General features: G+C 65.9%; 20 protein-coding genes and 1 pseudogene. 5 read left to right on the forward strand and 16 right to left on the reverse strand.

What is annotated here, in order from left to right:
• Positions 1 to 66: 66 nt before the first annotated feature.
• Both BN4332_RS21325 and BN4332_RS21330 read right to left on the reverse strand, forming a co-directional pair.
• Positions 67 to 2,430, reverse strand: coding sequence for an arylsulfatase (locus BN4332_RS21325; RefSeq protein WP_066901389.1), 2,364 nt, complete (start codon positions 2,428 to 2,430; stop codon positions 67 to 69).
• A gap of 58 nt (positions 2,431 to 2,488) precedes the next feature.
• Positions 2,489 to 3,760: an MFS transporter gene (locus BN4332_RS21330; protein ID WP_066901391.1), complete on the reverse strand. Its 1,272-nt coding sequence runs from the start codon at positions 3,758 to 3,760 to the stop codon at positions 2,489 to 2,491.
• A gap of 92 nt (positions 3,761 to 3,852) precedes the next feature.
• On the opposite strand from BN4332_RS21330, the gene BN4332_RS21335 reads away from it, so the two are divergent.
• Positions 3,853 to 4,398 carry a TetR/AcrR family transcriptional regulator gene (locus BN4332_RS21335; RefSeq protein WP_066901393.1) on the forward strand — a complete coding sequence of 182 codons (546 nt, stop codon included), beginning with the start codon at positions 3,853 to 3,855 and terminating at the stop codon, positions 4,396 to 4,398.
• A gap of 10 nt (positions 4,399 to 4,408) precedes the next feature.
• Here BN4332_RS21335 and BN4332_RS21340 read toward each other — a convergent pair whose 3' ends face one another.
• The 6 genes from BN4332_RS21340 to BN4332_RS21365 all read right to left on the reverse strand — a co-directional run bounded on the left by BN4332_RS21340 (position 4,409) and on the right by BN4332_RS21365 (position 12,363).
• Positions 4,409 to 5,053, reverse strand: a complete 645-nt coding sequence (locus BN4332_RS21340) for a TetR/AcrR family transcriptional regulator (RefSeq protein WP_235654163.1) — start codon at positions 5,051 to 5,053, stop codon at positions 4,409 to 4,411.
• 210 nt (positions 5,054 to 5,263) lie between these two features.
• Positions 5,264 to 5,614, reverse strand: coding sequence for a cupin domain-containing protein (locus BN4332_RS21345; RefSeq protein WP_235654164.1), 351 nt, complete (start codon positions 5,612 to 5,614; stop codon positions 5,264 to 5,266).
• On the reverse strand, positions 5,611 to 7,077 hold the full coding sequence (locus BN4332_RS21350) for an NAD(P)/FAD-dependent oxidoreductase (protein WP_066901397.1): 1,467 nt from the start codon (positions 7,075 to 7,077) through the stop codon (positions 5,611 to 5,613). The genes BN4332_RS21345 and BN4332_RS21350 overlap by 4 nt, the downstream gene beginning before the upstream one ends.
• A gap of 13 nt (positions 7,078 to 7,090) precedes the next feature.
• Complete coding sequence (locus BN4332_RS21355; RefSeq protein WP_066901398.1) at positions 7,091 to 7,615, reverse strand: NUDIX domain-containing protein; 525 nt, start codon at positions 7,613 to 7,615, stop codon at positions 7,091 to 7,093.
• Position 7,616: 1 nt separating this feature from the next.
• Complete coding sequence (locus tag BN4332_RS21360) at positions 7,617 to 10,208, reverse strand: helix-turn-helix transcriptional regulator (RefSeq protein WP_160110904.1); 2,592 nt, start codon at positions 10,206 to 10,208, stop codon at positions 7,617 to 7,619.
• A 76-nt stretch (positions 10,209 to 10,284) separates the two neighbouring features.
• The gene (locus BN4332_RS21365) at positions 10,285 to 12,363 is read right to left on the reverse strand and encodes an alkyl/aryl-sulfatase (protein WP_235654165.1); all 2,079 of its coding nucleotides are present in this window, start codon (positions 12,361 to 12,363) and stop codon (positions 10,285 to 10,287) included.
• Positions 12,364 to 12,450: 87 nt separating this feature from the next.
• Between BN4332_RS21365 and BN4332_RS33305 the strand changes: the two genes are divergently transcribed.
• A complete protein-coding gene (locus tag BN4332_RS33305; RefSeq protein ID WP_160110905.1) occupies positions 12,451 to 12,597 on the forward strand; it encodes a hypothetical protein in 147 nt (48 codons plus the stop codon).
• Positions 12,598 to 12,740: 143 nt separating this feature from the next.
• A complete protein-coding gene (locus BN4332_RS21370; RefSeq protein ID WP_066901402.1) occupies positions 12,741 to 13,166 on the forward strand; it encodes an alkaline phosphatase family protein in 426 nt (141 codons plus the stop codon).
• Positions 13,167 to 13,203: 37 nt separating this feature from the next.
• On the opposite strand, the gene BN4332_RS21375 is transcribed toward BN4332_RS21370, so the two are convergent.
• Positions 13,204 to 14,490, reverse strand: coding sequence for a glycosyl hydrolase family 28-related protein (locus BN4332_RS21375; protein WP_066901403.1), 1,287 nt, complete (start codon positions 14,488 to 14,490; stop codon positions 13,204 to 13,206).
• 120 nt (positions 14,491 to 14,610) lie between these two features.
• On the opposite strand from BN4332_RS21375, the gene BN4332_RS21380 reads away from it, so the two are divergent.
• Together BN4332_RS21380 and BN4332_RS21385 are read left to right on the forward strand one after the other, a co-directional pair.
• Positions 14,611 to 15,804 (forward strand): lipase family protein, encoded by a 1,194-nt coding sequence (locus BN4332_RS21380; protein ID WP_066901405.1) that lies wholly within the window; start codon positions 14,611 to 14,613, stop codon positions 15,802 to 15,804.
• Between the two features lie 28 nt (positions 15,805 to 15,832).
• Complete coding sequence (locus tag BN4332_RS21385; protein WP_066901407.1) at positions 15,833 to 17,182, forward strand: alpha/beta hydrolase; 1,350 nt, start codon at positions 15,833 to 15,835, stop codon at positions 17,180 to 17,182.
• Here BN4332_RS21385 and BN4332_RS21390 read toward each other — a convergent pair.
• The 7 genes and pseudogenes from BN4332_RS21390 to BN4332_RS21420 all read right to left on the reverse strand — a co-directional run bounded on the left by BN4332_RS21390 (position 17,179) and on the right by BN4332_RS21420 (position 26,610).
• Positions 17,179 to 18,855 carry an ABC transporter gene (locus BN4332_RS21390; RefSeq protein WP_066901450.1) on the reverse strand — a complete coding sequence of 559 codons (1,677 nt, stop codon included), beginning with the start codon at positions 18,853 to 18,855 and terminating at the stop codon, positions 17,179 to 17,181. The two genes, BN4332_RS21385 and BN4332_RS21390, sit on opposite strands and share 4 nt — an antisense overlap.
• An 8-nt stretch (positions 18,856 to 18,863) precedes the next feature.
• Positions 18,864 to 20,351 (reverse strand): glycosyltransferase, encoded by a 1,488-nt coding sequence (locus tag BN4332_RS21395; RefSeq protein ID WP_066901409.1) that lies wholly within the window; start codon positions 20,349 to 20,351, stop codon positions 18,864 to 18,866.
• On the reverse strand, positions 20,348 to 21,871 hold the full coding sequence (locus BN4332_RS21400) for a hypothetical protein (protein ID WP_074133141.1): 1,524 nt from the start codon (positions 21,869 to 21,871) through the stop codon (positions 20,348 to 20,350). The genes BN4332_RS21395 and BN4332_RS21400 overlap by 4 nt, the downstream gene beginning before the upstream one ends.
• Positions 21,868 to 23,793, reverse strand: a complete 1,926-nt coding sequence (locus BN4332_RS21405) for a cellulose biosynthesis cyclic di-GMP-binding regulatory protein BcsB (protein ID WP_235654166.1) — start codon at positions 23,791 to 23,793, stop codon at positions 21,868 to 21,870. Before BN4332_RS21405 ends, BN4332_RS21400 begins: the two co-directional genes overlap by 4 nt.
• Before the next feature lie 117 nt (positions 23,794 to 23,910).
• Positions 23,911 to 24,264 (reverse strand): annotated as a pseudogene (locus BN4332_RS21410) (anti-sigma factor); the annotation flags it as partial.
• A gap of 24 nt (positions 24,265 to 24,288) precedes the next feature.
• Positions 24,289 to 24,852 carry a sigma-70 family RNA polymerase sigma factor gene (locus BN4332_RS21415; protein ID WP_066901454.1) on the reverse strand — a complete coding sequence of 188 codons (564 nt, stop codon included), beginning with the start codon at positions 24,850 to 24,852 and terminating at the stop codon, positions 24,289 to 24,291.
• Positions 24,853 to 24,894: 42 nt separating this feature from the next.
• Positions 24,895 to 26,610, reverse strand: a complete 1,716-nt coding sequence (locus BN4332_RS21420) for a cytochrome c biogenesis protein DipZ (protein WP_066901415.1) — start codon at positions 26,608 to 26,610, stop codon at positions 24,895 to 24,897.
• Positions 26,611 to 26,648 lie beyond the last annotated feature (38 nt).

Below are 26,648 nucleotides of genomic sequence, written 5' to 3' on the forward strand. Positions count from 1 at the left end.
CAGGCCGTCGCCGCCACGACCACCGACACTGCGGCACCGATCCGGGTCACCACAGGTTTCATCGGGTCAGTCCTTGGCGAAGGCCGCGGCGAGCTCGCGCTCGAGATCCTGGTACGGCCGGCCGGACAGGTCGACGGTGACCCGCCCGATGGTGCCGCCGGTGAATGCGAACGGGGCCCGATAGCGCCGTGACACCGCGGATCCGGGATTGCGACCGATACAGATGCCGCCGCCGGCGAGCGCGAACATGCCGGGATGGGTCTGCATGCCGGTCAGTTCGGCCACCGTGACGCCGTCGATGAACAGCGCGGTGTCCCCGAGCGGGGTGTGGCTGCCCTCGACGGTGCCGTCCCGTACGAATTGCACACCGAAGATGTGACGTCCCAACGGAATCGGATCCGCAGAGCTGAGCACCTGTTCGTGCTCACCGAGAAAGTTGTAGACGTAGTGCAGCCGGCCTTCGGCCAGGTACAGCACGTGGCCACCGTGGGCCCCGCCCTGCTTGAACAACACGCCATGCGCCTCCCCGCCGGTCACGGTGACATCGGCCAGCACGGTGAATGACTGTCCGCGCAGTTCGGCCGCCGCACCGAGCCCGACCTCGGCGGTGTGGGGGTAGTAGGTGTAGCTGGACCGCTCCCCCGCCAGGTACGGACGCCACCGGGTCATGGTCTCCAGGATGTTCAGGTCGGCCAGCGGGCACCCGTTGTACTTGTCGGCCTCGCTGAACCACAGGGCCTTGAGTTCTTCGAGTTTCTCGGGCTGCTCGGCAGCCAGGTCGTGGCACTGGCTGCGGTCGGACTCGATGTGGAAGAGCTCCCAGCGGTCGGCATCGAAGTGCGACCAGCCCGACGGGGTGGCGGCGTGCACCGTGTTGGCGAACCAGCCCTTGTGCCAGATTCCACGGGTGCCGAGCATCGTGTAGAACTGGGTTTCCTTGCCCGTCGGGGCGTCCGGATCATCCAGCGCCACTTTGAAACTCACTCCGTCAAGCGGCTTCTGCGGAATGCCGCGCACGCTGGCCGGCGGGGTGAGGCCGAGCAGGTCGTACACCGTGGGGGTGATGTCGCAGACGTTGACGTAGTTGTCCCGCACCGCGCCGTGGGCGCGGATCCCGTTGGGCCAGGAGATGATCGCCGTGTCGGCGATCCCCCCTTCGTGGGAGGCGTACCGCTTGAACAGCTTGTAGGGAGTGTTGAACGCCATCGCCCAGCCGATCGGATAGTGGTTATAGGTCTCCGGCGAACCCAGCCGGTCGACGAATCTCAGCCCCTCCTCGGCGGTGTCGATGTAACCGTTGAAGAACTTCGTCTCGTTGACCGATCCGTTCGGCCCGCCCTCGCCGCTGGCACCGTTGTCGGAGATCACCACGATGATCGTGTTGTCGAGCTGCCCGGTGTCCTCCAAGAAGTCCAGGATCCGGCCGATCTGGGCGTCGGTGTAGGACAGGAAGCCGGCGAACACCTCGGCCATCCGGGCGAACAACCGCTTCTCGTTCGCCGTGAGCGATTCCCACGGCCGGACGGTGTCCTGCGCCGGCCATGGTTCACCGTTGGGCCCCTTGACTTCCGCGTACGGGTTGACCGGGGAGAGCTCGGTGTCGGGCGGCACGATCCCCAGCCGTTTCTGGTTCGCCAGCACCACGTCCCGATAGGCCTCGTAGCCCATGTCGAACCGCCCGGAGTACCGGTCGGCCCATTCCTTGAACACATGGTGCGGGGCGTGCCCGGCTCCCGGGCACAGGTAGGTGAACCAGGGTTTGTCGGGGGCGATCACCAACGCGTCACGGATGAACTCGATGGTCTTGTCGGCCAGGTCCTGTGACAGGTGGTAGCCCTGCTCAGGGGTGGCGGGCGGATCGACCGGGTGGTTGTCGTACACCAGGTCCGGGTACCACTGATCGGTCTCTCCGCCCAAGAAGCCGTAGAACCGTTCAAATCCGCGTGAGCACGGCCAATGACGTTTGGTGGCAGCGAGGTTGGACTCCTCCAGCGGGGTCAGATGCCACTTGCCCACGCAGTAGGTGTTGTAACCGTGCTCGGCGAGCACCTCCGACAGTAGGGCGGTCTCGAACGGTATCCGCCCGTTGCAGTTCGGGAATCCGTCGGTGAACTCCTCGATGGTGGCCATCCCGACCGTGGTGGCATTGCGACCGGTCAGCAGCGAAGCTCTGGTCGGTGAGCACAGCGCGGTGGTGTGGAACTGCGACAACCGGACGCCGCGCTCGGCGATGCGGCTCATCGCGGGCATGTCCACCAAGCCGCCGAAGCAATCCCAGGTCGCGATGCCGGTGTCGTCCCAGACCAGATACAGCACATTGGGTGCGCCTGCGGCTGCCGTGGGCGCCGCGTAGGGCCCCCAATCCGGTTCGGAGTCCCTGATATCCAGTTCGATCTTGCCGTTGAACGCTGAGTTGAAGCCGGCAGCCATGGGCTTACCTTTCTCCCGGTTGGCGATTCGGCACCGGTAAGGCTGATCGCGGAGGAGATTACACCTGCCCGCCGGCACTCGTCGGGGAAACTGACGTTGCGTTCAATATGGGCGTCGAAGCGGCCGAACCCTGCTCGGCACCCACGTCGGGGTCGGTTCCTGTCGGCGGCGGATCGGTGAGCCCCTTCAGCGGACCGCCCATCCGAGCCACGAGGGGGCTGCAGGCGGCGAGCGTCGCCAGTATCGCCGACACCACGACCGCGCCGACTGCCCCGTGCGCGTCGGCCGCAACGCCTGCGAGTGCGGTGCCCGCGGCCCCGCCGCCGAGTGCGGCGCTGTTGAGCCAGCCGAACGCCTCCGTCGCGGAGTGCTCGGCGATTTCGCGGGAAACCATGAGATACAAGGCCGACATCGCGGGAGCGAAGCCCAGCCCCGACACGAACAAGGCGGCGAACTGCAGGCCGAGGTTGTCGACGATGCCGAAGACGGCCGTCCCGATCGCCACGATGCCCAGTGCGGCGACGAGACCGAGGAGCCCAAATCGACGGTGCCCGAATACCAGGCCGCCGATGAGGGATCCGACGCTCGCCACCGCGATCGCGAGACCGGCGGTGAGGCCGGTGCGTCCGAGCGCGGCGACGATGCCGACTTCCAGGGCCATGAACGAGGCCACCAGCGCGAGGCTGGCGATCATCGCGAGGATGACGGCCCGATTCGCCATCACCCGGCCGAACGCCGAGGCGCCCTTCGTCGGGGCCGGCCGCAGATGCCGGGCACTCAGCAGGAACCAGCCGGTCCCGATGACGGTGACGAACGCGGATGCGACCAACGGGATCGCGGTCGACAGCGCCGAGGCGAGGAAGGTCGTGGCCACCGGACCGACAACCCAGATCAGTTCCTGCGCAGTGGTATCGAACGCGAACAGGGCGCGAACACCGTCCCGGGGAACCAGTTGCGGGTAGAGCGCGCGGACCACCGGCATCAGGGGCGGCACCGACGCGCCGATCACCCCGCCAAGGATGAGCAGCGGCGCCGGAGCCGAACCGGCGAAGGCCAGGGCCAGCATCGCGGCGCCGTTCGCCAGCGCCGCGACGACCAGTGTCGCCGACCGGACCCGCCCGGCCAGCCGGGCGGTGACCGGCATTGCCACCGCTTCCCCCACGCTGACACATGCCACCGCGGCACCGGCCAACGCGTAGGACCCGGTCTTGGACTGGACGTGCAGCAGGATCGCCAGGTTCAGCATGCCCAACGGAAGCCGGGCGAACAGCTGTGAGGCAGTCACGTTCAGCACGCCCGGGACCCGGAGCACGTCGCGATACACCCGCATGACCGGCTCCCTTCACTGACCACCGAACGAGACCGGCCAACTATACCGTCCAGACGGTACAGTTCATATGGCATTGTCGTAAGCTCCTGAGCATGGCTTCGTCGCGGGACCGCATCCTCGATGCCTACGCGGACCTGCTCGCCGTCGAGGGCGAGCGTTACGCCACCCTCGACGCGGTGGCCGCAAAGGCCGGCGTCTCGAAAGGCGGGCTGCTCTACCACTTTCCGTCGAAGGACCGGCTCGCCGGCGCGCTGTGCGAACGCCTGCTGACACTGGCGGCCGACGATGTACGAACGATGCGCACCGCCCCCGAAGGACCGGCCCGTTACTACATCCGGACCTCGAACTACGAGGGCACCCCGCTCGACCGGGCGCTGGTCGCGGTATCGCGACTACAGCAGGCAGGCGACGAGCAGGCCCGGACGGTCATCGAGTCGGTTTCGGGTGACTGGCTCAACGTGCTGCACGAGACACTGGGCGACCGGGACGTCGCCCGCGCGGTCAAGCTCATGGGTGACGGCCTCTACTACAGCGCTCTGCACCGCGCGCTCGGCGGCCACGTGGTCAGCACCGACGCGGACGAAGGACTGCTGGCCGTGATCGACCGGATCACCGCCGACTCAGACGTGGGCAGGTGATCGCCTGCCCTCACTTCCGGTAGGCCTGCAGGCGCGCGGCGATACCGTCGAGCAACAGCTCCAAGGCCGACTCGCAGGCGCTCTGTCTCATCGACTCGTCGAGTAGGCGGCTGCTGGCGGCGATGTTCGGGTGCGTCTCGGCGGGCAATTGCCCGTAGGTGTCGCGCCACTTGTCCTCATCGCGCCGCTGATGCTCGGCGGGCAGAGCCTCGAACGCGGCGTCGAGCGCAGCGAACCCCAGCATCTGGTCGATGAAGGCGTGATACACCTCGACGGCTTCGCGCTCCGGGAATCCGGCCGACCGTAGGATCCCCAAAACCGTTTCGATGACGTGGATCTCGTGTGCACTCCCGGTCACCCGGCTCGCCGCCAGCACTCCGGCCTGGGGATGTTCGAGGTAGACACGGTGCACGCGCAATCCGAGCTCACGCATGTCCTCCCGCCACCGACCGGTCGGTTCCCAGCCTTCGACGACACGTCGCAGCAACTCGTCGGTGATGGCCAGCACCACGTCCTCGATCCCGGGGAAGTAGCGGTACAGCGCGGTGGGGTCGGCACCGAGTGCGGTACCGAGGCGCCGGACGGTCAGGCCCACCGCGCCGTGATGCTGCAACACCCGCAACGCGGCCTCGACGATGAGCTGCTCGGACAGCACCACCCCCTGCTTCGTCTGCCTCCGCCGCTGTCGCGGAGATTGCGACTTCAAGGTCCGACCCATCCGCCTTGCCTTCCGGTGCTTACGTCAACACCCTTGACCCATTTTGCGGCGCGCCGGCGCGGCGGCGCACGACAATTGTCTTCTGGGTCCGGCGATGGCCCCGAGTGGGCGCGTCGCGTCACCGGCAAGACAGATCACCGCGCAGGCCTAGGCGAGGTAGACCTTCCGCAGCGTCTCGCGCACCGTCCAGGTGGTGTGTTGCCCCGCGTACAGGCGAACGAGGCTACCGGGACGCAGCGCGATCGACGGGGAACCGTCGTCGAACGCGACGGTCGCGTCGCCGCTGAGGACGACGAACACCTCGTCGGCCTCGACATCGCGGGACACCCCGGGCGTATGTTCCCAGACCCCGACGGCCAGGCCGGAGAACTCGATCAGGTCGCGATGCCCCGTCGTCGGCGTTCCGTCCACCACCAGCTCGTCGGCGAGCGGCGTGTGGTCGAGCGCCAACGCGACCGTGTCGATGGCGTTGCCGGGCAGCGCCGCGTTCTCGCTCACGAGTCGAACCCCAGACCCACCGCGTCGAGCGCCTTGAGCAGGATGTTGCGCCGCCCCTCACTGTGGTCGGCCCGGTCCAGCGCCCAGCGGGTGGCCTGAATACCGGCCGATGCCAACGGTTCCGGCGGGAATGGCAGCGGCATCGACTTGACCATCTCGACCTCGGTGCGCGGCGTGGGCTTTCCGGCGAAACGGTCGAGGATGACCTCGGCGGCGAACCGCGTGGCCGCCACGCCGAGCCCGGTGAACCCGGCGGCGTACCCGACCCGGCCTCCGTACGCGGAGCCGAAGAACGCGCAGAACCGCGTCGAGGTGTCGATCACGCCGCCCCACCGATGGGTGAAGCTGACATCCTCCAGTTGCGGGAATGTCGTGAAGAAGTGGCCGGCGATCCGACGATACGTGGCGTCCCGGTCCTCATACTCCGGCCGGATATGTCCGCCGAAGTGATAGACGGCGTCGTATCCGCCCCACAGGATGCGGTTGTCCTTCGACAGCCGGTAGTAGTGGAATTGGTTCGACATGTCGCTGATGCCCTGCCGGTTGCTCCAACCGATCTCGGCCAGCTGGGCATCGGACAGCGGCTCGGTCATCAACGCGTAGTCGTAGACCGGCACCGTGTGATACCGGTATCGCTTCAGCAGCGACGGAAAACCGTTGGTCGCCAAGACCACTCGGTCGGCCTGCACGGCCGCCCGCTCGGTGCGGACCGTGAGCGGCCCACCGGGGCGGCTGCGGCCGAGGCCCAGCACCTTGCTGTTCTCATAGATCTCCACACCCAGTTCCGTTGCGGCACGAGCAAGTTCGCTGGCCAACTTGGCTGGATGCACCATCGCGGTGGTGTCCTTCGACCACACCCCGGCCAGGTACGTCGGTGAGTCGACCTCGGCGCGGATCGCCTGCTGGTCGAGGTAGACCTGACCTGGCTTCACGGCTGCCGACGCCAGTTCGGCGGCCTGGTAGGGCTCGAGCGCCACCGCGAGCGAACCGGTCCGCTCGAAGTCGCAATCGAGACCCAGCGAATGGACGGTGTTCTCGATGCCGTCGAGGTTCTCCAGCCCCAATCGGTCGAGGACATCCATTTCGTCGGGCCATCGGTTGCGGCCGTTCTCCTCGCCGTGGGTGAGCGACGCTTCGACGAAGCCGCCGTTGCGGCCCGAGGCCGCCCAACCGATGGTCTGGCCCTCGATCAGGGCGACCCGGATGCCCGGATCCCGCTGCTTTGCCACCAACGCCGACCACAGACCGGTGTACCCGCCGCCGACCACCACCAGGTCGTAACGCGAGGATGCTTTGGTCAACACCGGATAGCGGGCCTGAACAGGCAAGTCATCGAGCCAGAAGGGTTGAAGAGTGGAGTTGGCCAGCGCTCGGTCGACGAGAGCCGCAGCGGGGGTGTTGCGTTCGAAAACGGTTTGCACGGGTATCTTCCTAGGCAATGAGCTACCACCAGTAAGAAGCATTTCCCGCACTACCTCAAGGGTGTTGACGTAAGCGCAGCAACTCGGGGATCAACACCCGGGTGTCCGGCACGAACGGCCACTCCGGGTCGGCAAGGTGGGCGGCCAACTCCTCATCGGTCCACCACCAACCGTCGACGATCTCCTCGGGTTGGTGACGGACCGGACCGTCCCACCGCGCCTCGAACGCAAACAGGTGACAGCGCATGGGTTTTCCGGCCCACCACCCGTCCCAGGCCACGCTGGCCAATGGTGTCAAAGCGGGCCCACTGATGCCGAGTTCCTCGGCCAGCTCCCGGGTCGCGGCCTGCGTCGGCGTCTCCCCCGGATCCACCACGCCACCGGCCAGACAATCGTGCATGCCGGCGAACACCGCCTTGGTCATCGTGCGCCGGTGGACGTAGATCCGGGACCCGTCGACCGAACGCACCAGCACCCCGGCGCTGGCATGCCACAGCCCCTCGGCATAGACACGGGAACGTGACGCCGTGCCAACCACATTGGCGTCGGCGTCATACACGGCGACGAGTTCGTCGGCCACGCTAACGGTCGATCCGGTTGATCGCCTGCCGCCGGTTGGCCGCACCGAGCTTGCGATAGATCGACCGCTGATGCGTCTTGAGAGTGTTGACCGAGATGGACATCTTGTCGGCGATCTCCTGCATGGTCATCGCGGTGCGCAGGAAGGCCAGGATCTCCCGCTCGCGAGGGGTCAGATCGGCCACTCGGGTACCGGCCCGGTCGTGTTCGCACGCCAGTAGCGCTTCCTCTACGAAATCCGGACGTGAGGTGCAGGACAGGTGCGCGGCCAGCAGTTCCTTGCCTGCGGGATCCGGATTGTCGGCGAATTGGTAGCGCACCCGCTCCGGGCCTGCCACGGTTATCACCTGCTCCATCCGCTGGTGAGCCACCACCGCGTCTCCGCGCATCCAGGCCAGCAGTGCCAAGGTGTGCAGCGCGTACGCCGCGACGTTCCCGGGCACCTGCGGTTCCAGCGCCTGGTGGGCCAGACGATCGGCCAGGTCGGGCGCCCCGAGGCGTCGGCACATTCCCGAGAGCACAGCCGACACCATGGGAAGGTGATCCGAACCCACCACTGCGGCAGCGATTTCCAGCGCCAGCTGTTGATCGCCACGGGCCTCGGCCAACCTCGCCCGACTCGCTGCCCGGTAGCTGACCCACGGCACGCCATGGGTATCCGCATCAGGCATTCGGGCGACGGCCGCCTCGGCGATGTTCAACACATCGGCGTCGTGCAGAGTCGATGCGGTGAAGGCCAGGAACATCCGCGCGGTGTCCGGGTATCCGACTCCGGCCGCCGCATCCGCCGCGATGAAATGTTCCTTGGCCGAATCCATCTCACCGCGCCAAAACTGGATCCAGCCGGCGGTGAATCGGTCGATACCGTCGCCGTCGTGCGACAGCCACAGTTCGGGGGTGGACTCGTCGGACGCCACGACCAGCTGTAGCGCCCGCTCGGCGCGGCCGAGCTCACCGGCGTGAGCGAGCGCGAATGCCAGGTTCTGCCGGGCCCGGTGGGCGACCTCCGGGAGCCCCAATGCGGTGCACTCGTGCACCGCGGCCTCGAGCAGGTCCGAACCGCGTGTCGGACTGCGCCGCGTCCGCGAATCCGCCCATCCGAGAACGAATAGCGCACACGCATAGATGCGCGGGCTGACCACATCCCGGTTGGTCAGCGCCGCCTCGACGCGACCCGCCGCGGTCGCCATCACTTCGCGGTCATCGGAGATCAGCAACTGGGTCACGTCGGCGATGAACTCCAGCCGTCCCGTTGTCGCCACCGACTGCGATATCGCCCCGGCCCGCTCGAACAGCAGTGCTGCCGTGACAGCATCGCCGGCCACCGCGCGGCAGCCGGACCGGATCATCAGGGTCTCCGGGTTCTCCCCGAACGCCTCGCACAGCCGCAGGCAGGCCAGATCGAGCGCGGCGGACCGTGATTGCAGCAGCAGCTCCAGCCAGTGATCGGCGACCACATCATGGCCGAGGCGGTCCTCGGCGCGGATCGCGTGCTCGATGGCCTCCAGCGGATACTTCTGCCCCAGCTCGACGGCCGCCAACCGGTTCAGCCGCTTCCACTCCCCCGGGTGGCGGCGCCGCAGGATCTCCTGGCAGTGCGTGACGAACATCGAATGCCATTGATAGACAGCGCTTTCCCTGGTGCCGATCCGCTCGAGGAACAAGCCGGCGGTGACACAGTCATCGAGCAGTTCCGCACTGTCCGGGCGATCGGTGAGCACGCGGGCCAGATGCGCGTCGACCCGTGCGCACACGGTCACCTTGAGCGCGAAATCGGCCAGGTCAGGGCGCATCCGGGCGAGCACTGCGGTAGCGATGTAGTCGGTGAGGTCAACGCCGTCGGCAAATGACGGTGCGCCGTCGCCGCCGACCAGGACGAGCCGAACGGCCGCGGGCCAGCCCCCGGTTGCGGCAAGGACGCGGTCGATGTCCTCAGCTGTGAGCGAGGTATCGGTCAACCCCACAAGGGTGCGGACATCGTCATGGGTGAAAGCCAGTTCATCGGTTCCGATCACCGCCACCTTGTCGTGGAGCCGTAGCCGCGCCCACGCCGCGCCCACCGGGTCGGTGGTGATCAGGACGAATCGCAGCCACTGCGGGCCGTTTTCGACCAGCCCGACGACATCGGCGTCCGGCCACACCGACCGGGCCAGCTGGAAATCGTCGATCACGACGGTCACGTTCCTGGGCGGTTCGATGACCCTGAGGACGTCGACCGCCTCGTCGTACGACGTCGAATCGAACACCGCGGACAACGACTGGTCCAGTGAGCTGTCCGCCACTTCTCGTGCCGTGTTCAGCAGCGCGGTCAGCACGCCGCGCAACACGTCGGTGCGGTCACCGACCCGGTCGGTCAGCGTCAGCCATGCCACCGAGCCGGGCCGGTCACGACGGTGTTCGTCCGCCCACTGCGACACCGCGACGGTCTTGCCGAACCCCGACGGGGCAGCCACCAGCACCGCACGTTTGCCGGCGAGATCCGCGTCGAGCCGGTCCATGATCGCCCGGCGTTGCAGCATGTCCGGATTCGACGACGGTGTGGTGGCCAGGAACCACGGCACCGGCTGCATCCCTGACGTACCGGTGGGCTGCACTGCGGGTCCTAACCGTGGGCCGGGCTGAAATGGCGTGTTGCCCCTGCGCCGCAGCGGCAACACGCCATTATCCCAGCTACGGGGTGACGATGTTGAACCAGAACGGGAAGGTGTCCATCAGTCCGATGAAGTCGGTCACCGAGTCGCGGTTTCCGTCGACCTTCACCTTGTTCTGATTGATGGCGTCGTCGAGTTTGAGGTTGCCCATCTGGATCTGGTTCATCGTCGCCTTCGAGAGGGTCAGGCTCGCGTTGGCGTCGGGGATCTTTCCCGGCGCGTAGTTCAGCACGCCGTTCTCGACGAACAAGGTGTAATCCGCCTTCAGATCGTCGAACGTGACATTGAGCTTGATGTTCTTCCCGGCCGCCTTCGGACCGTTCAGCCGCACACCCAGGTAGTCGAACATCATCTCGGGCGGCATGGCTTCGATGGTGTCGGGGCTCGCGGTATCGGTGCCGCCCGAGGTCGGCACGCCGTTGCGCAACTCGTAGGCGCCCTGCAGATACACCGACCGCCAGGGACCGGACTCAGCCTGATAGCCGAGCTGCTCGTAGCTGTCGGCCAGCAGGTTCTTGCCGTTGACACTGTCGGGGTTGGCGAACACGACCTGCTTGAGCACCATCGCGGTCCAGCGGTAGTTGCCGTTGTCGAAATCGTTCTTGGCCTTGTCCAGGATCGCGTCCTCGCCGCCCATGTACTCGACGTACTTCTTGGCGGCCTCTTGCGGCGGCAGGTCGTCGAGGTCGGACGGGTTGCCGTCATACCAGCCCATGTAGCGCTGGTACACCGCGCGCGAATTGTGCTTGAGCGTGCCGTAGTAGCCCCGGTCGGGCCAGAAGTTCCCGATCTCGGGCGGGAACTGGATCTCCTCGGCGATCTCGGAGCCGACGAGGCCCTGGTTCATCATTCGCACCGACTGGTCGTGCATGTACTTGTACATGTCACGCTGCTTCTTCCAGTAGTCGATGATCTTTTCGCGGCCCCACATGGGCCAGTGATGGCTCTGGAACTTCACGTCGGTGTTGGGCCCGTACGTCCGGATGGTGTCGTCCAGGAATTTCGCCCAGATACGGGCGTCGCGCACCTGGGCACCTCGCAGCGTCAGCAGGTTGTGCATGGTGTTGGTGGTGTTCTCCGCCATCCACATCGCCTTGAACTGCGGGAAGAACGTGTTCATCTCGGTCGGAGCCTCGGTGCCCGGAGTCATCTGGAACTCCATCTCCACACCGTCGACGGTCATCTTCGTACCCGTGGTGCTGATGATGTCGGTGGGGATGATCAGCGTGGGGACCCCGGTCGACACCGTCATCCCCAGACCACCGTTGACGCCGCCCTCCGCGTTGCGCGGCAGCAGGGCACCGTACATGTAGATCGCGCGCCGAGACATGGCATTGCCGGCGATCACGTTCTCACTCACCGCGTCCTCGACAAACGCCTGCGGGGCAATGATCTTCACCTTGCCGGAGTCGACATCGGCTTGATTGACGATGCCACGCACGCCGCCGTAGTGGTCGACGTGGGAGTGACTGTGGACGACCGCGACGATGGGCCGGGCCCCGAGATGTTGGTTCGTCAGGTCCAATGCGGCCTTGGCGGTCTCGGGCGAGATCGCGGTGTCGACGACGATCCAGCCCGTGTCGCCGCGTACGAACGTGACGTTGGACAGGTCATAACCACGGACCTGATAGATGCGGTCAGGAACCACCTCGAACAGGCCGTACTCCATGCACAGCTGCGCGTTGCGCCACAGGCTCGGATTGACGGTGTCCGGCGCGGGCTTGTCGTCGGCGATGTAGCCCTTGTACTGCTCAAGATCCCAAACCACGTCGCCGTTGGCGTTCTTGATCGTGAGGGTGTCAGGACGGGAGAGCAGGCCACGCTTGGCATCCTCGAAGTCGCTGCGGTCGTTGAACGGCAAGGTGTCCAGCACCTTCTGATTGGCCGCCTTGGTGGCCTCGGTGGCGCCCTTGACCTTGTTGTCGGTGTTCAAATCGCCGCCGCCCCCGGCTGATCCACCGGAACCGTCGTCGCACGCGGCGATCAGCGTGGTCGCGACGCCCGCGACGGCCAGACCGCCGAGCATCCTGCGCCGCGGGAGCTGCGCACGCAATTCGTCAGGCTTATCGGCTTGATATGACTTCGAATTGGGATCCATGCACGTAAATTATGCCGCCGCCCAACGGGATATGCGTGCAAAACACCGGACCGATCAATTTCGGCGCCCATGCCTACGCGGCACATCGTGCAGCAGGCAAACAAGCGCCTGCGTTGCGGACAACCATCGAAATCGGACTGCGCCCGCGGCGAAAAACGCGGGCAATCACTCAGCCAGAAGGTGCTGATCAGGATCCTCGCCCAGCGCATCGGCGGAAACGATCGCGTTGGTTGACATAATTCAAACCCCTCACCCGAAAAGGGTGATCTCACGCGGAATCGAATACCGTCATTTCTTACGCCGAGCCACCCGTTTTCGCGACCGAGAAACACTTCTGTTCGTATCGGATCGACATACTCCGTGAGACCATCGACCTCATGGCTGACGATGTGAGTTCAGAATTCCCGCTGCACCTCGATCGCTATCACCTGCCGGAGCCGGAGTGGACGTTCCCGAACGCGACGATCAACCTCTACGCGCAGGATTCAAGCCGTGACTTCCCACCGGTGCGCCAGACTGCCGCCGGCTCACCCAACATCCTGCTGGCGCTGCTCGACGATGTCGGATTCGGCTGGCCCAGCGTCAACGGCGGTCTGGTCCGCATGCCGACAGCCGAACGGCTGCACAACATGGCTTGTTCTACAACCAGTTTCACACCACCGCACTGTGCTCGCCCACACGCGCGCCGCGCTGTTGACCGGGCGCAACCACCACTCGGTGGCCACCGGCGTCATTCAGGAGATGGCCACCGGCGACCCCGGCTACTGCGGCATCATCCCCAAGAGTTGCGCAACCATGGGTGAACTGCCCAAGCAAGCCGGCTACACCTGCGCCTGGTGGTCACACGGTCCACCAATTCACGCCGTCGGAGATCACCGTGACGGCCGTGCCGTGGCTCAGCGTCAACTGGGCTTCGGAGTCGATGTGCTGGCCCTTCGACGCTCTGAGCGCGGCGTCGACACCTGAGATGTTCTTGACCGTGTAGCGGCGGGTGTTGTCCGCGGCAGTGGGCAGCGTGACCGTGGCCGCGTCTGAAGTCAGCAGGTAGAAGTACTCGGCCGCCGGCCCGCTCTCGAGCGTGCTGTCGCCAGACAGTGTGATGACTACGGGTGCTGGCGGCGTCGCCAGATTCCCCGATGTGTTGCCCGCGATCCCGACGTTGCTGCCCTCGGCCCGCACCGGGGCGATCGCATATCCGTTGTTGTCCCATTGGTTTCCGGAAATCGCGATGTCGTCGACATACCGGGCGTCCACCGCATAGCTCCAGCCCGCGCCCTCGTCGGTATTGGCGATGAAGTTGCCGGTGATGTTGAACCCTCTGGTCCGGCGGTCGGCGTCAGCCGAATAGATGCCGATCGCGGGATACTGGTTCGGCGCGCCCTTGCCGCCGTTCGTGATGTTGTTGCCGACGATCGCGACCTGCTCGTCATCGGACTCCAGCCAGGACGGCGTCGTGAAAACGATGGCCTCCCGGCGCGCGCCTTCGCAGATGTTGCCGATGATCGTCAGTTGCTTGTTGCCGCGCAGCTCGATGTTGTTCTGCGGCTCGCCGTTGAGATGGTTGGCGAGCACCCGCACCGGGCCGGCCTCGATCGACAGGTTAGGCCCCGTCGATCCGATGTTGTTGTTCACAATCCACGAGTCGTAGAAGCGGTAGGTCGTGTAGATGCCGTAGCCGGTGGCCTGTTCGATGAAGTTATCGTCGATCCAATTCAGCAGGCCCTCGGTGGTGGCATTGATCCGCATGCCGTAGTCGGTCCATCCGAGGATCCAGCAATGTTTGACGTAGCTCTTGTCCAGGTCGACGTCGAGTCCGGGCGCGCCGTGGTGATCGGCATCGATCTTGAGGTTCTCGATGCGGCTCTCGATCCAGCGCCCACTGATCGGTGCGACATTCGCCGTCACCCGCAACCGCGCCGCACGTTCACCGTCGCCGAGCAGCCAGACGTGGGAGAACCCGTCGGCGCTGTTTCCGATCGAACCCGACAACGCATACTCACCGGCCGGGAAGAACACCGTGCCGCCGCCGGCACCGACCGCCTGGCGGATGGCGGCCATCACGGCCGGATGGTCGTCAGATGTCCCGTCCCCGGTAGCGCCGTGCGACTTCACATCGATCACAGCCATGCTGCCAATCTATGGCCGACACCGCCCGTTGAATCGGCGATCCGGTGCAACTGCAGCACACGACGATGAAAAGATGAAGCTGCCGGCCAACCACAGGATCGCCAGTTTAGGGGACCTCAGATGGTTCGATTCGCAGTCCTGCTGTCAATCGCTCTCGTTGCCCTCACCGCGTGTGGCAGCTCTTCGGACCGGGCCGGCAACGAACGTCCCGACGATGCCGGCCACGTGATCTCCCAGGCCCAGCTCGACAACCTCGTACCAGAACTGCGGGAGGCCAGTTCTTCTGCCGTGACGATCACGTATGCCTCCCGCAACGGGGTAAACGACGCCGTCTCACACGTGACCGGGACGGTTTTCGTACCCAAGGATGACCCTGACAAGGATGGCTTTCCGGTGGTAGCCCTGGGGCACCGGACCGCGGGGACGGCTGCCGACTGCGCTCCGTCGCTGTCGCCCGACCTGCGCGGCGAGGCGAGCACCGTGGTGGCGTTGCTGAAGGCTGGTTATGTCGTCGCCGTGCCCGATTATCAGGGCCTGGGAAAGCCGAGCGAACCCGACGAATACGACTTCCACCCGTACCTGGACTCCACCACGGCCGGCTACAACATGATCGACGCCGTGCGGGCCGCACGGTCGATCGTGCCCGAGGCCTCCACGTTGTGGGCCGCGCTGGGCGCCCGGGAAGGCGGTCAAGCCGCGTGGGCGGCCAACGAACTCATCGACAACTACGGCTATGACCTCAAACTCGTCGCTACCGCGAGCCTGGCCCCGATGGCGAACATCAACGGCCTCGCGGACGCTGCCATGGCCGGTACGTTGACCCCCGAGCAGAAGCTCGCCTACGTCGGCTTTCTGGCCGCCCTGAAAGACCAGTACTACTACGACTTCGAACTCGACAACTACCGGCGTGGTGCGGCACACGAGAATTGGGACGTCATGCTCGCGTGCAACGACGCCGCACGACGAATGTCACTGGCCGCGAGGCTGTCCCCGGACGACCTGCGTCCGGCCAGCCCCGAGGCCCTCAAGACTTTGCGTGGGTACCTACAGAAGACCAACCTCCCGCAAGGGCCTACCGCGGCACCGATGTATGTGATCTACGGCGGTAGAGACGCAGTGGTCCCGGCCGCCTGGACCGATCAGTCACTCATCCAGGCCTGCAAGATGGGCGACGGCATCCAGATCGCCTTCTGGCCCGACCAGACCCGTGACCAGATTGAACCCGTCGCCGCACTGGGTTGGCTCAATGACCGGATGAAATCCATTCCGGCAGCTAATGACTGCCCGGCCTACATCGCAGGCCACCAACGATGACAGACTGACCGGAACGGGAGTAACACCGATGTCACTGATCAGCGGCTGGATCCCGATAACGCTCGAGTTGCTCGCGCTCGTGGCACTGGCATGCACGATCGGACGTCAACCCCGATCCACGCTGCTGCGGTGGGTGACGATCGCACTGCTAGCCGGTGTGCTGTTCGCAGTGGTTGTCCGCTTGACCGTCAAGTTCCAAGGCTGGTCGGAGCGGCCCGCCTCGTTGGGCGCCGTAATCTGGGTCACCGTCATCGGATTTGCCTCCGCCATCATGATTCTGGCGTGGCGGGGCCGGCGTTGGCGGCGCCGGCTCCTCTCGGTGGTGGCCGTCGTGCTGGCGATAGTGTGCGCATTGGCAGAACTGAACAGCGCGACTGGATACTTCCCTACCGTGCAAGCCCTGTGGCAGCGCGTGACCGGATCCGAGCCTGCGCAGTGGATCGACGAGGCTGAGCTGGCCGCCATGCGCCAGCGCGGCGAAGAACCGACGCGGGGCACTATGGCGTGGATACAGACTCCCAGCGACGCTTCGGGATTCGGACATCGACGCGAACTGGTTTATCTCCCGCCGGCATGGTTCCGGTCCGACCCCCCACCAAGGTTGCCCGCCGTGATGGCCATCGGCGCCGAGTTCAGTCACCCATCGGACTGGCCGCAGTCCGGGAGCGCCCTCAAGACGCTCGACCAATTCACGGCGTTCCACAACGGGTACTCGCCGGTGGTCGTGTTTCCCGACGCGACCGGCGCGTTCAACAACGACACCGAGTGCGTCAACGGCCCGCGCGGCAACGCCGCCGATCACCTCACGAAAGAGGTACGCCCGTATGTGGTCTCACGCTTCGGTGTCAGCGGCGACCCGGCCAATTGGGGACTGGCAGGGTGGTCATCAGGCGGGACTTGCGCATTGATGCTGGCCGTGCGGAATCCGGAATTGTTCAGCGCCTTTGTTTCCCTCGACGGACAACTCGGGCCCAACAGCGGTACCAAGAATCAGACGATCGCCCGGTTGTTCGGTGGGGACGCGGAAGCGTGGGCCTCCTTCGACCCCAAGACCCTCATCGAGAAGCACGGCCGTTTCGACAACACGTCGGCATGGTTGGGCGTTTCGGAGAGGACGGCGACTATCCACCGTGACGCGGGCAGCTCCGTCGACGATCCCAACGTCATCGCCGGATGGGATTCATACTCCGAGGATCACGCCGCCAACGCCAACAAGCTGTGTCTGCTATTGAGTGCCCACAATGTGGAATGTTCGGTAGTCGGTTATCCCGGCTCACACACGTTCACGGCCGCAGGCGTCGGGTTCGAGGCAGCGCTGCCGTGGCTGGCGGCCACACTGGGAACCCCGAACGTTGAGCCGGCAGCGCTGCCCCGCTAGCCGCGTGCGACTGGTTGGTTCACACGGTACAGCCGCCAATCCGGTTGACCGTCACCGTCATTGAGGATCTCCAACTCCAGCGTCGCGACCTCGGCGCCGGTATCGTACAGCGTCGGGTAGCGAACGTTGAGCGCATCGGCGGTGCCCCGTCCGGTTGCGGGCACCGCGAGCAGATACCGGATCCCGTTGGCGGGGGGATCGTTGAGCAGCTCGGTGAAATCCGGGTCTGACGGGATCACGAAAACCCTCGGCCGGCTCGAGGCGGCCAGGATGCCGAAACCGTAGACGGTATCGGTGATCACCGAGCTGTCCGGCAGATTCAGGTTCTCCAGGTACTGGGCGATCTTGCGCTCGGTACCGAAGGTCCTGGCGATCCGGTGCTCGGTGGCCTTACGGTCGGTGACGTTGTACGGATCTGGGTTCAGTATCGCGCCGAGCCCATATTCCTGTGGCGCATATTCAGGTTGCGCCATGCCGAACAACGTCAGTGGAATGCCCAGGGCAACCGTTGCGGCGACGGCGATGTACCGCGCCGCCGAACCGCGCCGCGGTGTCTCGGCCGGCGCCGGTGGCGCGTACCTACCGCGCCGGGTCGGCTCTCTGAGTACACCATCTGGGACCGCGAGCATCGCCAGGCAGGCGGTCAGCGGAATGGCAATGATGAAGAACCGCAGGAATGGGAACGTCGAACCGGTTGCGTAGCTGTAAGTCTGGAAACCCAGCACGGCGCCGAACATCGTCAGCGGCACGACGAGCACCTGCCAGTTCGGGCGCCCCCAGCGTTGCATCGCCACCCACAAGGCCAGCGGTAGCATGGTCGGCGCCAGCAGCATGATGCAGACCATGGCGAACTCGACCCCGTCGCCGAAGTTGGGCGCCGTCTGCCCGGATTGCTCGAGGATGGCGGTGTTGCCGTATTGCGAAGTGAATTGCGCGAACGCCTCACCGGTGATCAGCCAGCCCGCGGCCGCCCACCCGAAGAACGCCAGCACACCGGGGCCGCTCACGATCAGCATGTCCAAGACGGCCCGTCGCATCCTTGGCGCCGGATTGGCGCGCAGGTACGTGGTGATCCCCACGAGCAGCCCCGCGGACCCGACCGAGGCGAGCGCGTCGTAGCGGGTGAGGTAGGCCAGCCCCATCGCGATGCCGCCGGCGGTGATGAGATGGTGCACATCGTCATCGACCATCCACATGATGAGCCGGCGCACTGCCCACGACATGAAGAAGATGAACGGCGCTTCACTCATCCCGTTGGAGCCATAGAAGACGATCATCGGGTTGAGCGCGAACAGCAGCGTGATGGTCACCGAATACGCCCGTGGCAGACCGCGGTCGGTGCCCATGCTCAGGATCTGCACGGCGGCGCCGGCCATGAACAACGAGGACATGATCGTCCCCGCGAAGGCCCGGACTGCCAAGTCCGGCCACCATTGGCTCAATAGGACACCCGGAATCTGGACCATGGCCGAAACCGGGGTGAAGATGAAACCCAACGCAGCCAGGTGCGGATCGCGGCTGAACAACACGGATTGGGTGGCGACCACGCGAGACAGGGTGTCGCCCATGATGAAGTCGTGGCCGACCTGCAGCCAATAGCCGACGGCGAGGTAGACGACCACGAACGCGAAATAGACCGTGATCTTGAGCCGGCGGTCCGAGCCGCCGAGCATGGCCCCGGTCACGCCACGGCCTTCGCTTCGGCGGCCGCCTCCCCTGGGCGCCCGGCCAAACCGTGAAACGTCTTCTCCCAGTACGACGGCTGGCGGATCAACTGGTACAGGCCCTTGGCCGCAGCCACGCTCATCATGAGCCAGAACAGCGGGACGCTGAGTGCCGCCAGAAGAAGATCCGACCGGTCATCCTCGCGCAGTGCGATCATGTTCATGTACATCACGGTCACATTGCCGATCACCATCGCGATGAGGGCCGGGAAATAGATCAGCGGTGGGAACACCTGCGCGACAACCCCGGGTTGACCGAGAAACCACAGTACGGTGATGAACCAGAACAGCAGGTTGAGCACCGCGATGATCGGGGTGCCCGCGAGCACCAGGTTGAATCGGACGAAGCTGCGTAACCCCAAGGTGCGGTACAACTTCAGCGGCTCACGGATGTGCACCAGCCAGGTCTGCAGGTAGCCCTTGTACCAACGTGAGCGCTGACGGATCCAGTTGATCGCGTCGCTGTTGGCTTCCTCCAACGTGTACGAGTCGATCACAGCCGTGCGATATCCGTACGACGCGATGCGCAGACCGAGATCGGCGTCCTCTGTGACGTTGAACGGGTCCCAGGCGCCGATCTCTTGCAGGATGTCGCGGCGCAGGTGATTGGACGTGCCGCCCAACGGAATCGGCGACGAGCTCACCATCATGCCGGGCAGCAGGTAGCCGAACCACAACGCATACTCGGCGGTGAACCAGGCGGTCAGCAGGTTCTGGTGCCCGTTGTGATACACCAGCTTCGCCTGCACACAGGCCACGTCGTCGGGAAGGTCGCGGAACGCCGCGACCACCCGACGCAGCTGCAGCGGCTCAGGCAGATCCTCGGCGTCGAAGATCGTGACGATCTCCCCCGTGGCGAAATGCAGACCGTAGTTGCACGCTTTGGGCTTGGTCCGCGGATCCGCCGGTGGCACCAGCAGGATGGTGATGACCTCTGACTCTCCGCATGCTTTCGCTGCTTCGATCGTCACGTGATCGTCGGCCTCCAACAGCAGGAGTACCTGCAAGCGGTCCCTCGGATACTCCAGAGCATCCATCGCCGCAATCAGGTCGGCCACCACTTCCGGCTCGTTATAGGCCGGCACCAGGATGGTGTACGGCGGCAACTCGTCCTCCGGAATGGCGCGCGCCACATCGTCGGGAATGACGATGGGTCGTGACGCGAGGCCGCGCTTGAAAATCAACACCCGGTCGCCGAGAGTCAAAAGATAAGCCAGCGTGCACAACCCGATCAGCACCACCACGGTTTCCAGCGGCTTCCAGATGCCGAGGGCAACCACGATGACCAGCACGGCCACGATCACCGGCCGCTGCCAACCCATCAGCGGCTTCGACGCCGAATGCATCGGCTCGTCATCGCGCAGGCCGTTGATCGCCCGGTCGAGTGCGTACGCCCGCTGCTCCTCGGTGACACTGTCCGCATCGAACGTCCCGCTGAATGTCACCGGGCGGCCTCCGCGTGCGCGAACTGCGCGGCGACGAATGCGCGGCCGAACTCCGTCAGCAGCTCCTCGTCTTTGAAAGACGGCCGGCTCTGGACCAGCACCGCATTTCCCCGGAACAGCACGGTCAGTAGATTGCGGAGGGTGGACACCAGACCGTGTTGGGGAATCGGGAACGGCGCGTCCGGCAGGTGATTGTCGACGGCGAAGATGTCGACAACCTGCTCCTCGTCCTGGTCTCCCCAGGCGAACCGCAACACATCCCACGTCACCAGCAGACGGTCATCGACGGCCGACACCAGCTTCCCGGTGACCCCATGCCCGAGGTCGATCGACAGCTGACTGCTCAGCCGGGCGGCCGTGGTGTCATAGAGCACCTGCCCGGGATAGGCGTCGAAGGAGAACGGCAGTTCACTGACGATGCTGTCCACCACGACGGTGCGCGGCGCCGACAACTTGTCGAACCGTGGGTCACCGACATCGGCGGTCAGCTTCTGCCGGACGAGTTGCGCGTCGTCACCGTAATACCGGGACACATCGGTGACGGTGTGCTCCTCGGTGATCGTCCAACCCGGCGGTGCCGCCATCGGCCGGCCGGGCACCAGATCGAAGGGGACGGTGCGACTGATCAGCGTCGTGCTCGTCTGCGTCGGCAACGGCATGAACGCCAGTGCCACCGCGACCGCCACCACCACCGGGATGGCCGCCCAGATCTGTTTGGCGGCAAGCGGTTCGACCTTCCGGCTGAACAGCTCCTTGGTCAGGTTCCGGCGTCGGTACACGAACTCGCCCCCGCCGACGGCCACGATCGAGGTCAACGACGGAATCATCTGAAATGCCAGGATCGGCGCCTCAGGAGCGAGAAACTCCATCCCGACGAGAATCAACAGGCCGAAGACGAATGACACAGCAGCCCCGATGGCTGCGCGCTTGCGCGTGCTGCCCACCGTGATCGCCGACGCGGCGGCCGCGATCAACAACGTCCCGATCCCGGCGGCGAACTTCCCGCCGCCGAGCAGAATCACGACCACCTGGTACGGCAGTGCGGAGGACACCCCCATCAGCGCCCAGGCCCAGCCGAATCTGGCCACCGGGCGGATCCCGAACAACACCAGTGCGCTGCTGACTACGAAAACCCACATCGCGAAGATGTCGAGGCGCACCAGATGAAAGAACTCGGAGTACCGCTTGATCAAGACACCTTGGACCATGAGCGCCAGACCAAGGCCGATGACACCGACGATCACATCGGTCTGGCGGTCATGGATGGGTAGTTCCGTCCGGCGGCGAAAATTGATCCCCAGGGCGGCCAGTGCGGCCGCGATCGGAACCATCCACATGTAGCCGATCAGGCCGCCGGCCAGCGTGGTCTGCCACAGGTTGACCAGACTGTGCCGGAATGCCACCGCGGTGAGCACCAGGATGAGGGTCCAACGGGCGGTCAGCCGGACCGCTGGATTCAGCGAAAACCACCACGCCGCCAGCCGGTCCCACTCGCCGCGGGTGTCTGCGACGGTCGTCACGGCGTACCCCGGGACCGCCCACGCCAAGCGACCAGCCCGGCGCCCAGCGCCGCGAGCCCCACAGCGCCGGCTCCGACCCACAGTCGCAGCGACTTTCGACCCGAGACGGCCGCAGCTTCGGGCTCGGCGACCGGCGTGGTCAGCGCGAAGGGTTCGCGCCCCGGCATTGCCAGCGCGGCGTTGCCGGATAATCCCGACCACCGCTCCACGTCGCCGCCCAACCAGCCCAGCAGCCGGTCCAGCTCGGCAGGAGCTTTGCTGGAGGTAGCGATCAGTACCGACCGCCCATCCGTGTACACCGACTGCAGTGACCCGAAGCCAACCTTCGGATCCAGGGTCAGCGTGGTCGAGTTGCCTGACCCGTCAACGTCTTCGACGGTGATGATGCCTTCGGAATCCACTGCGACGGGCAGCACGATCCGTTTGTCGTTCCAGCCGTCGGCACTGATCAGCAAGGCAGGGTTGGACGAGGCAACCGCGTCGGCCACCGAGCGAACCTCCGCCTCGAACGGACGCGAGCTCAGGCGCTGCAGCCCGGTCAGGATCTGGACCGCACGCCGGAGATTGGCGAACCCTTCGTCCATGCCCACCTCGACCCGCGGCATCAGCGCCTGCGGCAGCGACTGGAAGCCGCCAGGCACAGGGGGTTTCGCCAGTTTGCTCTCCACCGGGCTCTCGCCGTCGATCGTCAGCGTGATCGGCTGGAACTCACCGCACCGGCCGGTGTTGCCTGCGGCATCGATCGCGACGTCCAAGTTGGTGTAGCGCCGCAGCAGCCCGTCCGGCACGTCGACCCACCTGTCGATCCGGCCATTCGCCTCGGTCGGCCACCGATCTATGGTCTGCCCACCGATGCCGACCACTACTTGGCCCGCGATGCCGGCCGGCAGTGGGGTGTAGGAGCCCTGCAGATGAATCCGCACATCGTGCACCGTCCGGCCGAGCCGGGTCTGATCCAGTGGGATGGTGACCCGCGGGTTGACCAGTGCGGTCGCGTTGACTCCGGGCTGACCGAGCTGACGGATCGTGGTGTGCTCAGCGGGCAGCTGCGGGGTGTTGGACAGCGGCCCCACAACGGCCTTCGACTGCACGGCAAGTTTCGAAATGTCGCTGGACAGCAACCGGGCCTGGTTCGTCACCTCTCCAGCGGGTCCCGAAATCAGCAGCGCCGGAACCGTATTCGGGCCCTGCAGGTTCAGGCCGGGTGCGTCGCCCTCGCGCACGATAACCTGGCGCTCCAGTGGCTGCGGCGCCGCGACCGGTCCCCCGTCTGTCGTGACGATGTCGACCGCCGGCCGCTGGAAGCTGTAGCGGGCCACCACCGCCGTCGCGACCCGGATTGCCGCATCGGACTCGGACCGCGACGGATTCGGCGGGACGAAAAGCGTCAGCTTGTCCAGCACCGGCGGCAGGAAGTCGGCGATCACCGTCGGCGGGAGTTCCAGACCGGTGAACCGCACGTCACTGTTGATCAGCCGCAACGGATTGTGCAGCTCGTATGCGCAGTATCCGTCGGGCATGGTCAGGTAGCTGTTCAACTGCACCGTCACCGCATTCCCCACCACCCGCGCACCCGTGAGGGGAACGGTGATCGCCGCCTGATCCGGTGGCAGCGGCACTCGGGACAGCACCCGCTGATCCTGAGTCACCTCCAGAGTCCCGCCGCGGGTGTTGACCGGAAGTTGCACCGTGCCGGTCAGCTCGGCGGGTGTTAGTCCGCGTGGCACCGGGACGGTGAGGGTCTGCGAACCTTGAAGGCCGTACAGCGCGATGTCCGAATCGACACCGAGCGTCCGGAGGTTGAGCGTCGGGGAACTGACCAGCGACGGGTCGTCGCCCGGGGCGGCCGTGGCCGTCCCTGGCATGACGGCCGCGGATGCGACGAGGGCGGTGGCAAACAGCCGAGAGATGCGGGCAGTCACTCGATGCAGCTTATGCCGCACGTAAGGACTTAGCTGGATGAACGGAAAAGGTTATCCAATGTACACCCACCGCGCGGCTCGAACTCACCGGGAGGCTCGTTCGCCGGCCGGGGCCACTCACGTCAGCGAAAGCCGGGCCACCATCTCCCCCGTCGGCTGGGGCGACCCACCCTCGGGTTCCACGGTGAACGCCAACGCGGTCGAATCCCCGAGATCGCGCACCATGGCCGTGGTCGAAGGGGTGATGGCCCCCATCGTCCCCGCCGACTCGGGGCCCCGATCGGTCATCAGCCACATCTGATAAACCATTCCCGGCGGTGGCGGGGCCGCGTTGTTCAGCAGCAGGACACCGGTCCGCTCGTCGCGCGAGTACACGAAGGTCGCGGTGCCGCCGGCGCGCAGCTGTCCGGTCGCCGTGCGGACATCGCCCGCCGCCATCACCTGTTCGGCGGTGGTCGGCNGCGGTCGCCAGGTCCGGCAGCTCGGGATCTCCTGTCATGTCACCCCCAGACAATCACGGAGCCTGCGCAACCCGTCGCGCATCCGGGTTTTGACCGTGCCCAGACTCGTCGACAGCCGTTCGGAAACCTGCGGGTAGGTCAGACCGTCGTAGTACGCCAGCTCGATGGCCTGCCGCTGCAGATCGGTCAGCGAACCGAGACAATCGGCCACCTGTCGCTGCTCGTCGGAGCGGATCGCAGAGTCGGCGACCACATCGCTGTCGGGTTCGGTGTTCACCGCGACGTAGTGAGCCTCGCGCCGGCTGGAGGCCACCTCGGACCGCACGCGGTCCACCGCACGGCGATGGGCCAACGTCATCAACCACGACAGCGCGGACCCCTGCTCCGGGTCGTACTCCGCGGCCCGCCGCCACACTTGGGCGTAGACGTCCTGTGCGGTCTCCTCGCTGTACCCGGGATCGCGCAGGATGCGCAGGATCAACCCGTACACCCGGGCGCTGGTGGCGTCGTACAGCCCCGCGAACGCCTCGGCGTCACCACGGGCGACCCGGCGCAGTTGAGCGTCGAGCACGTTGCTCACATCCGGCAAACGGGCCATCGATCGGTAGCCTAGCGCCAGGTCGGCGGCGCGCATCGCCGGTCACCCGTAGGTGAACGAGAAAGCCTGCAGCCCTTGGCTCAACCGCACCTCGATCTCGCCGCGATGTACATCGCGATCGCTGACGATCTGCCGTAGCGTGGGCGGACCGCTGACCGGCACCGTCGTCGTCTCACCGCCGCGCACCACGGTCACGGTGCCGGTCCCACCCACCACGAGGTACACGTCTGCGGCCCGGTAACTCAGCTTGATGGCCGAATCGGCGCCCTGGGCGGTTGCGCCCTGGTAGTCCAGGCGCCACGGCCCCTGCAGGCCGAACGAGTCAGCGGGCAGGCTCGGCGGGTAGGCGAACCGCGCGTCGCCCTCGTCGTACGTGCCGGGGCCGGCGTAGTTGATCTCCTTGCCCACCCCCAGATAGGTCTCGGGGGTCAGCACCGATGTCGGCGTCACATCCGGGGCGTTCACCGGGGCAGGCAAGTTGGTGTCCTTGGCCTGCATCAGCAGCTCCCGGATCAACCGCTCCGTGTTGTCGTAGCCGCCCTCGCCGAACTTCACGTGCCGCACAACACCGTTCGCGTCGATCAAGTACTCGGCCGGCCAGTACCGATTCTGGTAGTTCGTCCACGTGGAGTACGAATTGTCCAGCGCGACCGGGTAAGTGATGCCCAGATCGGCTGCGCCACCGGCCACGTTGCCAGGCACCCGCTCGAACGCGTATTCCGGGGTATGCACCCCGATCACCGTCAGACCCGAGTCCTTGTAGCGGTCGTACCAGTCCACGACGTGCGGAATCGCGCGCTGGCAGTTGATGCACGAATAGGCCCAGAAGTCGATCAGCACCACCTTGCCCCGCAACGAACTCAGGTCGACGGGTGCTCCCCCAGGCGTGTTGAGCCACTGAGCGATTCCGGTGATCTCCGGTGCCGCACCGCAGTTCTGGAGCTCCTCGGCACCGTCGGCGCATTGTGACAACTCTCCGTCACCGGCCGGGCCCAGCCGGCCGGCCACCTCGCCGGCAGTGGCCACCCGGTCCTGCAGCCCGCTGGTGTAGTCCGGGATCGCCCGCTGCAGCTTCGCCGGCACGTCGGCGGCCAGCGCCACCGCGAACACCAGCATCACCACGCCAGCCACCAGCCGGATCTTGCGCTGCCTGCGGCGGAATGCGTTGACCCGCTCGACAACCCGGCGCCCGGCGAGCGCGAAGGCCAGAAGCGGCAGCGCGGCACCGATGGCGAACGACAGGGTCAGGGCGACGGTGTTGGCGCCGATCGAACCGGTTGCGCCCGCGACGACGATCGCCGCGAGCACTGGACCCGCGCACGGCACGTAGAGCACGCCGAGCGCCAGGCCCAGGCCGAAACCGCTACTGCCGGAACCGAACTGCTTCTGCGGGATCCAGGTGAACGGCTTCTCCAGCAGCTGTTCGATGCGCGGGAAGATCAGTCCGAGTCCGATCAGCGTCAGGGCCAGCAGGCCGGCCCAGCGCAGTGCGTCCGGCGGCAGGTGCAACAACTGCAGCAGGGCCGAGCCGGCCAGCGTCACGACGCTGAAGCTCAGTACCAGTCCGGCGATCACCCGGTAGGGGCGCAGCGTCTCGGCCAATGTCGGTTTCGCCGCGACGATCGTCGCGCCGTTCGACTCGGTGACGCGCGCACTCTGCGCTCCCGAGAAGAAGATGACGGGCAGTACCGGCAGGATGCACGGCGAGATGCCGGTGATCAGGCCGCCGAGGAATCCGATGAGCACCAATGTGTACATGCCCGGTATTCGGTGCGGCCGTCCTGCCGGATTGGTCG

The organism is Mycolicibacterium houstonense (assembly GCF_900078665.2).
Classification (GTDB): Bacteria; Actinomycetota; Actinomycetes; order Mycobacteriales; family Mycobacteriaceae; genus Mycobacterium; species Mycobacterium houstonense.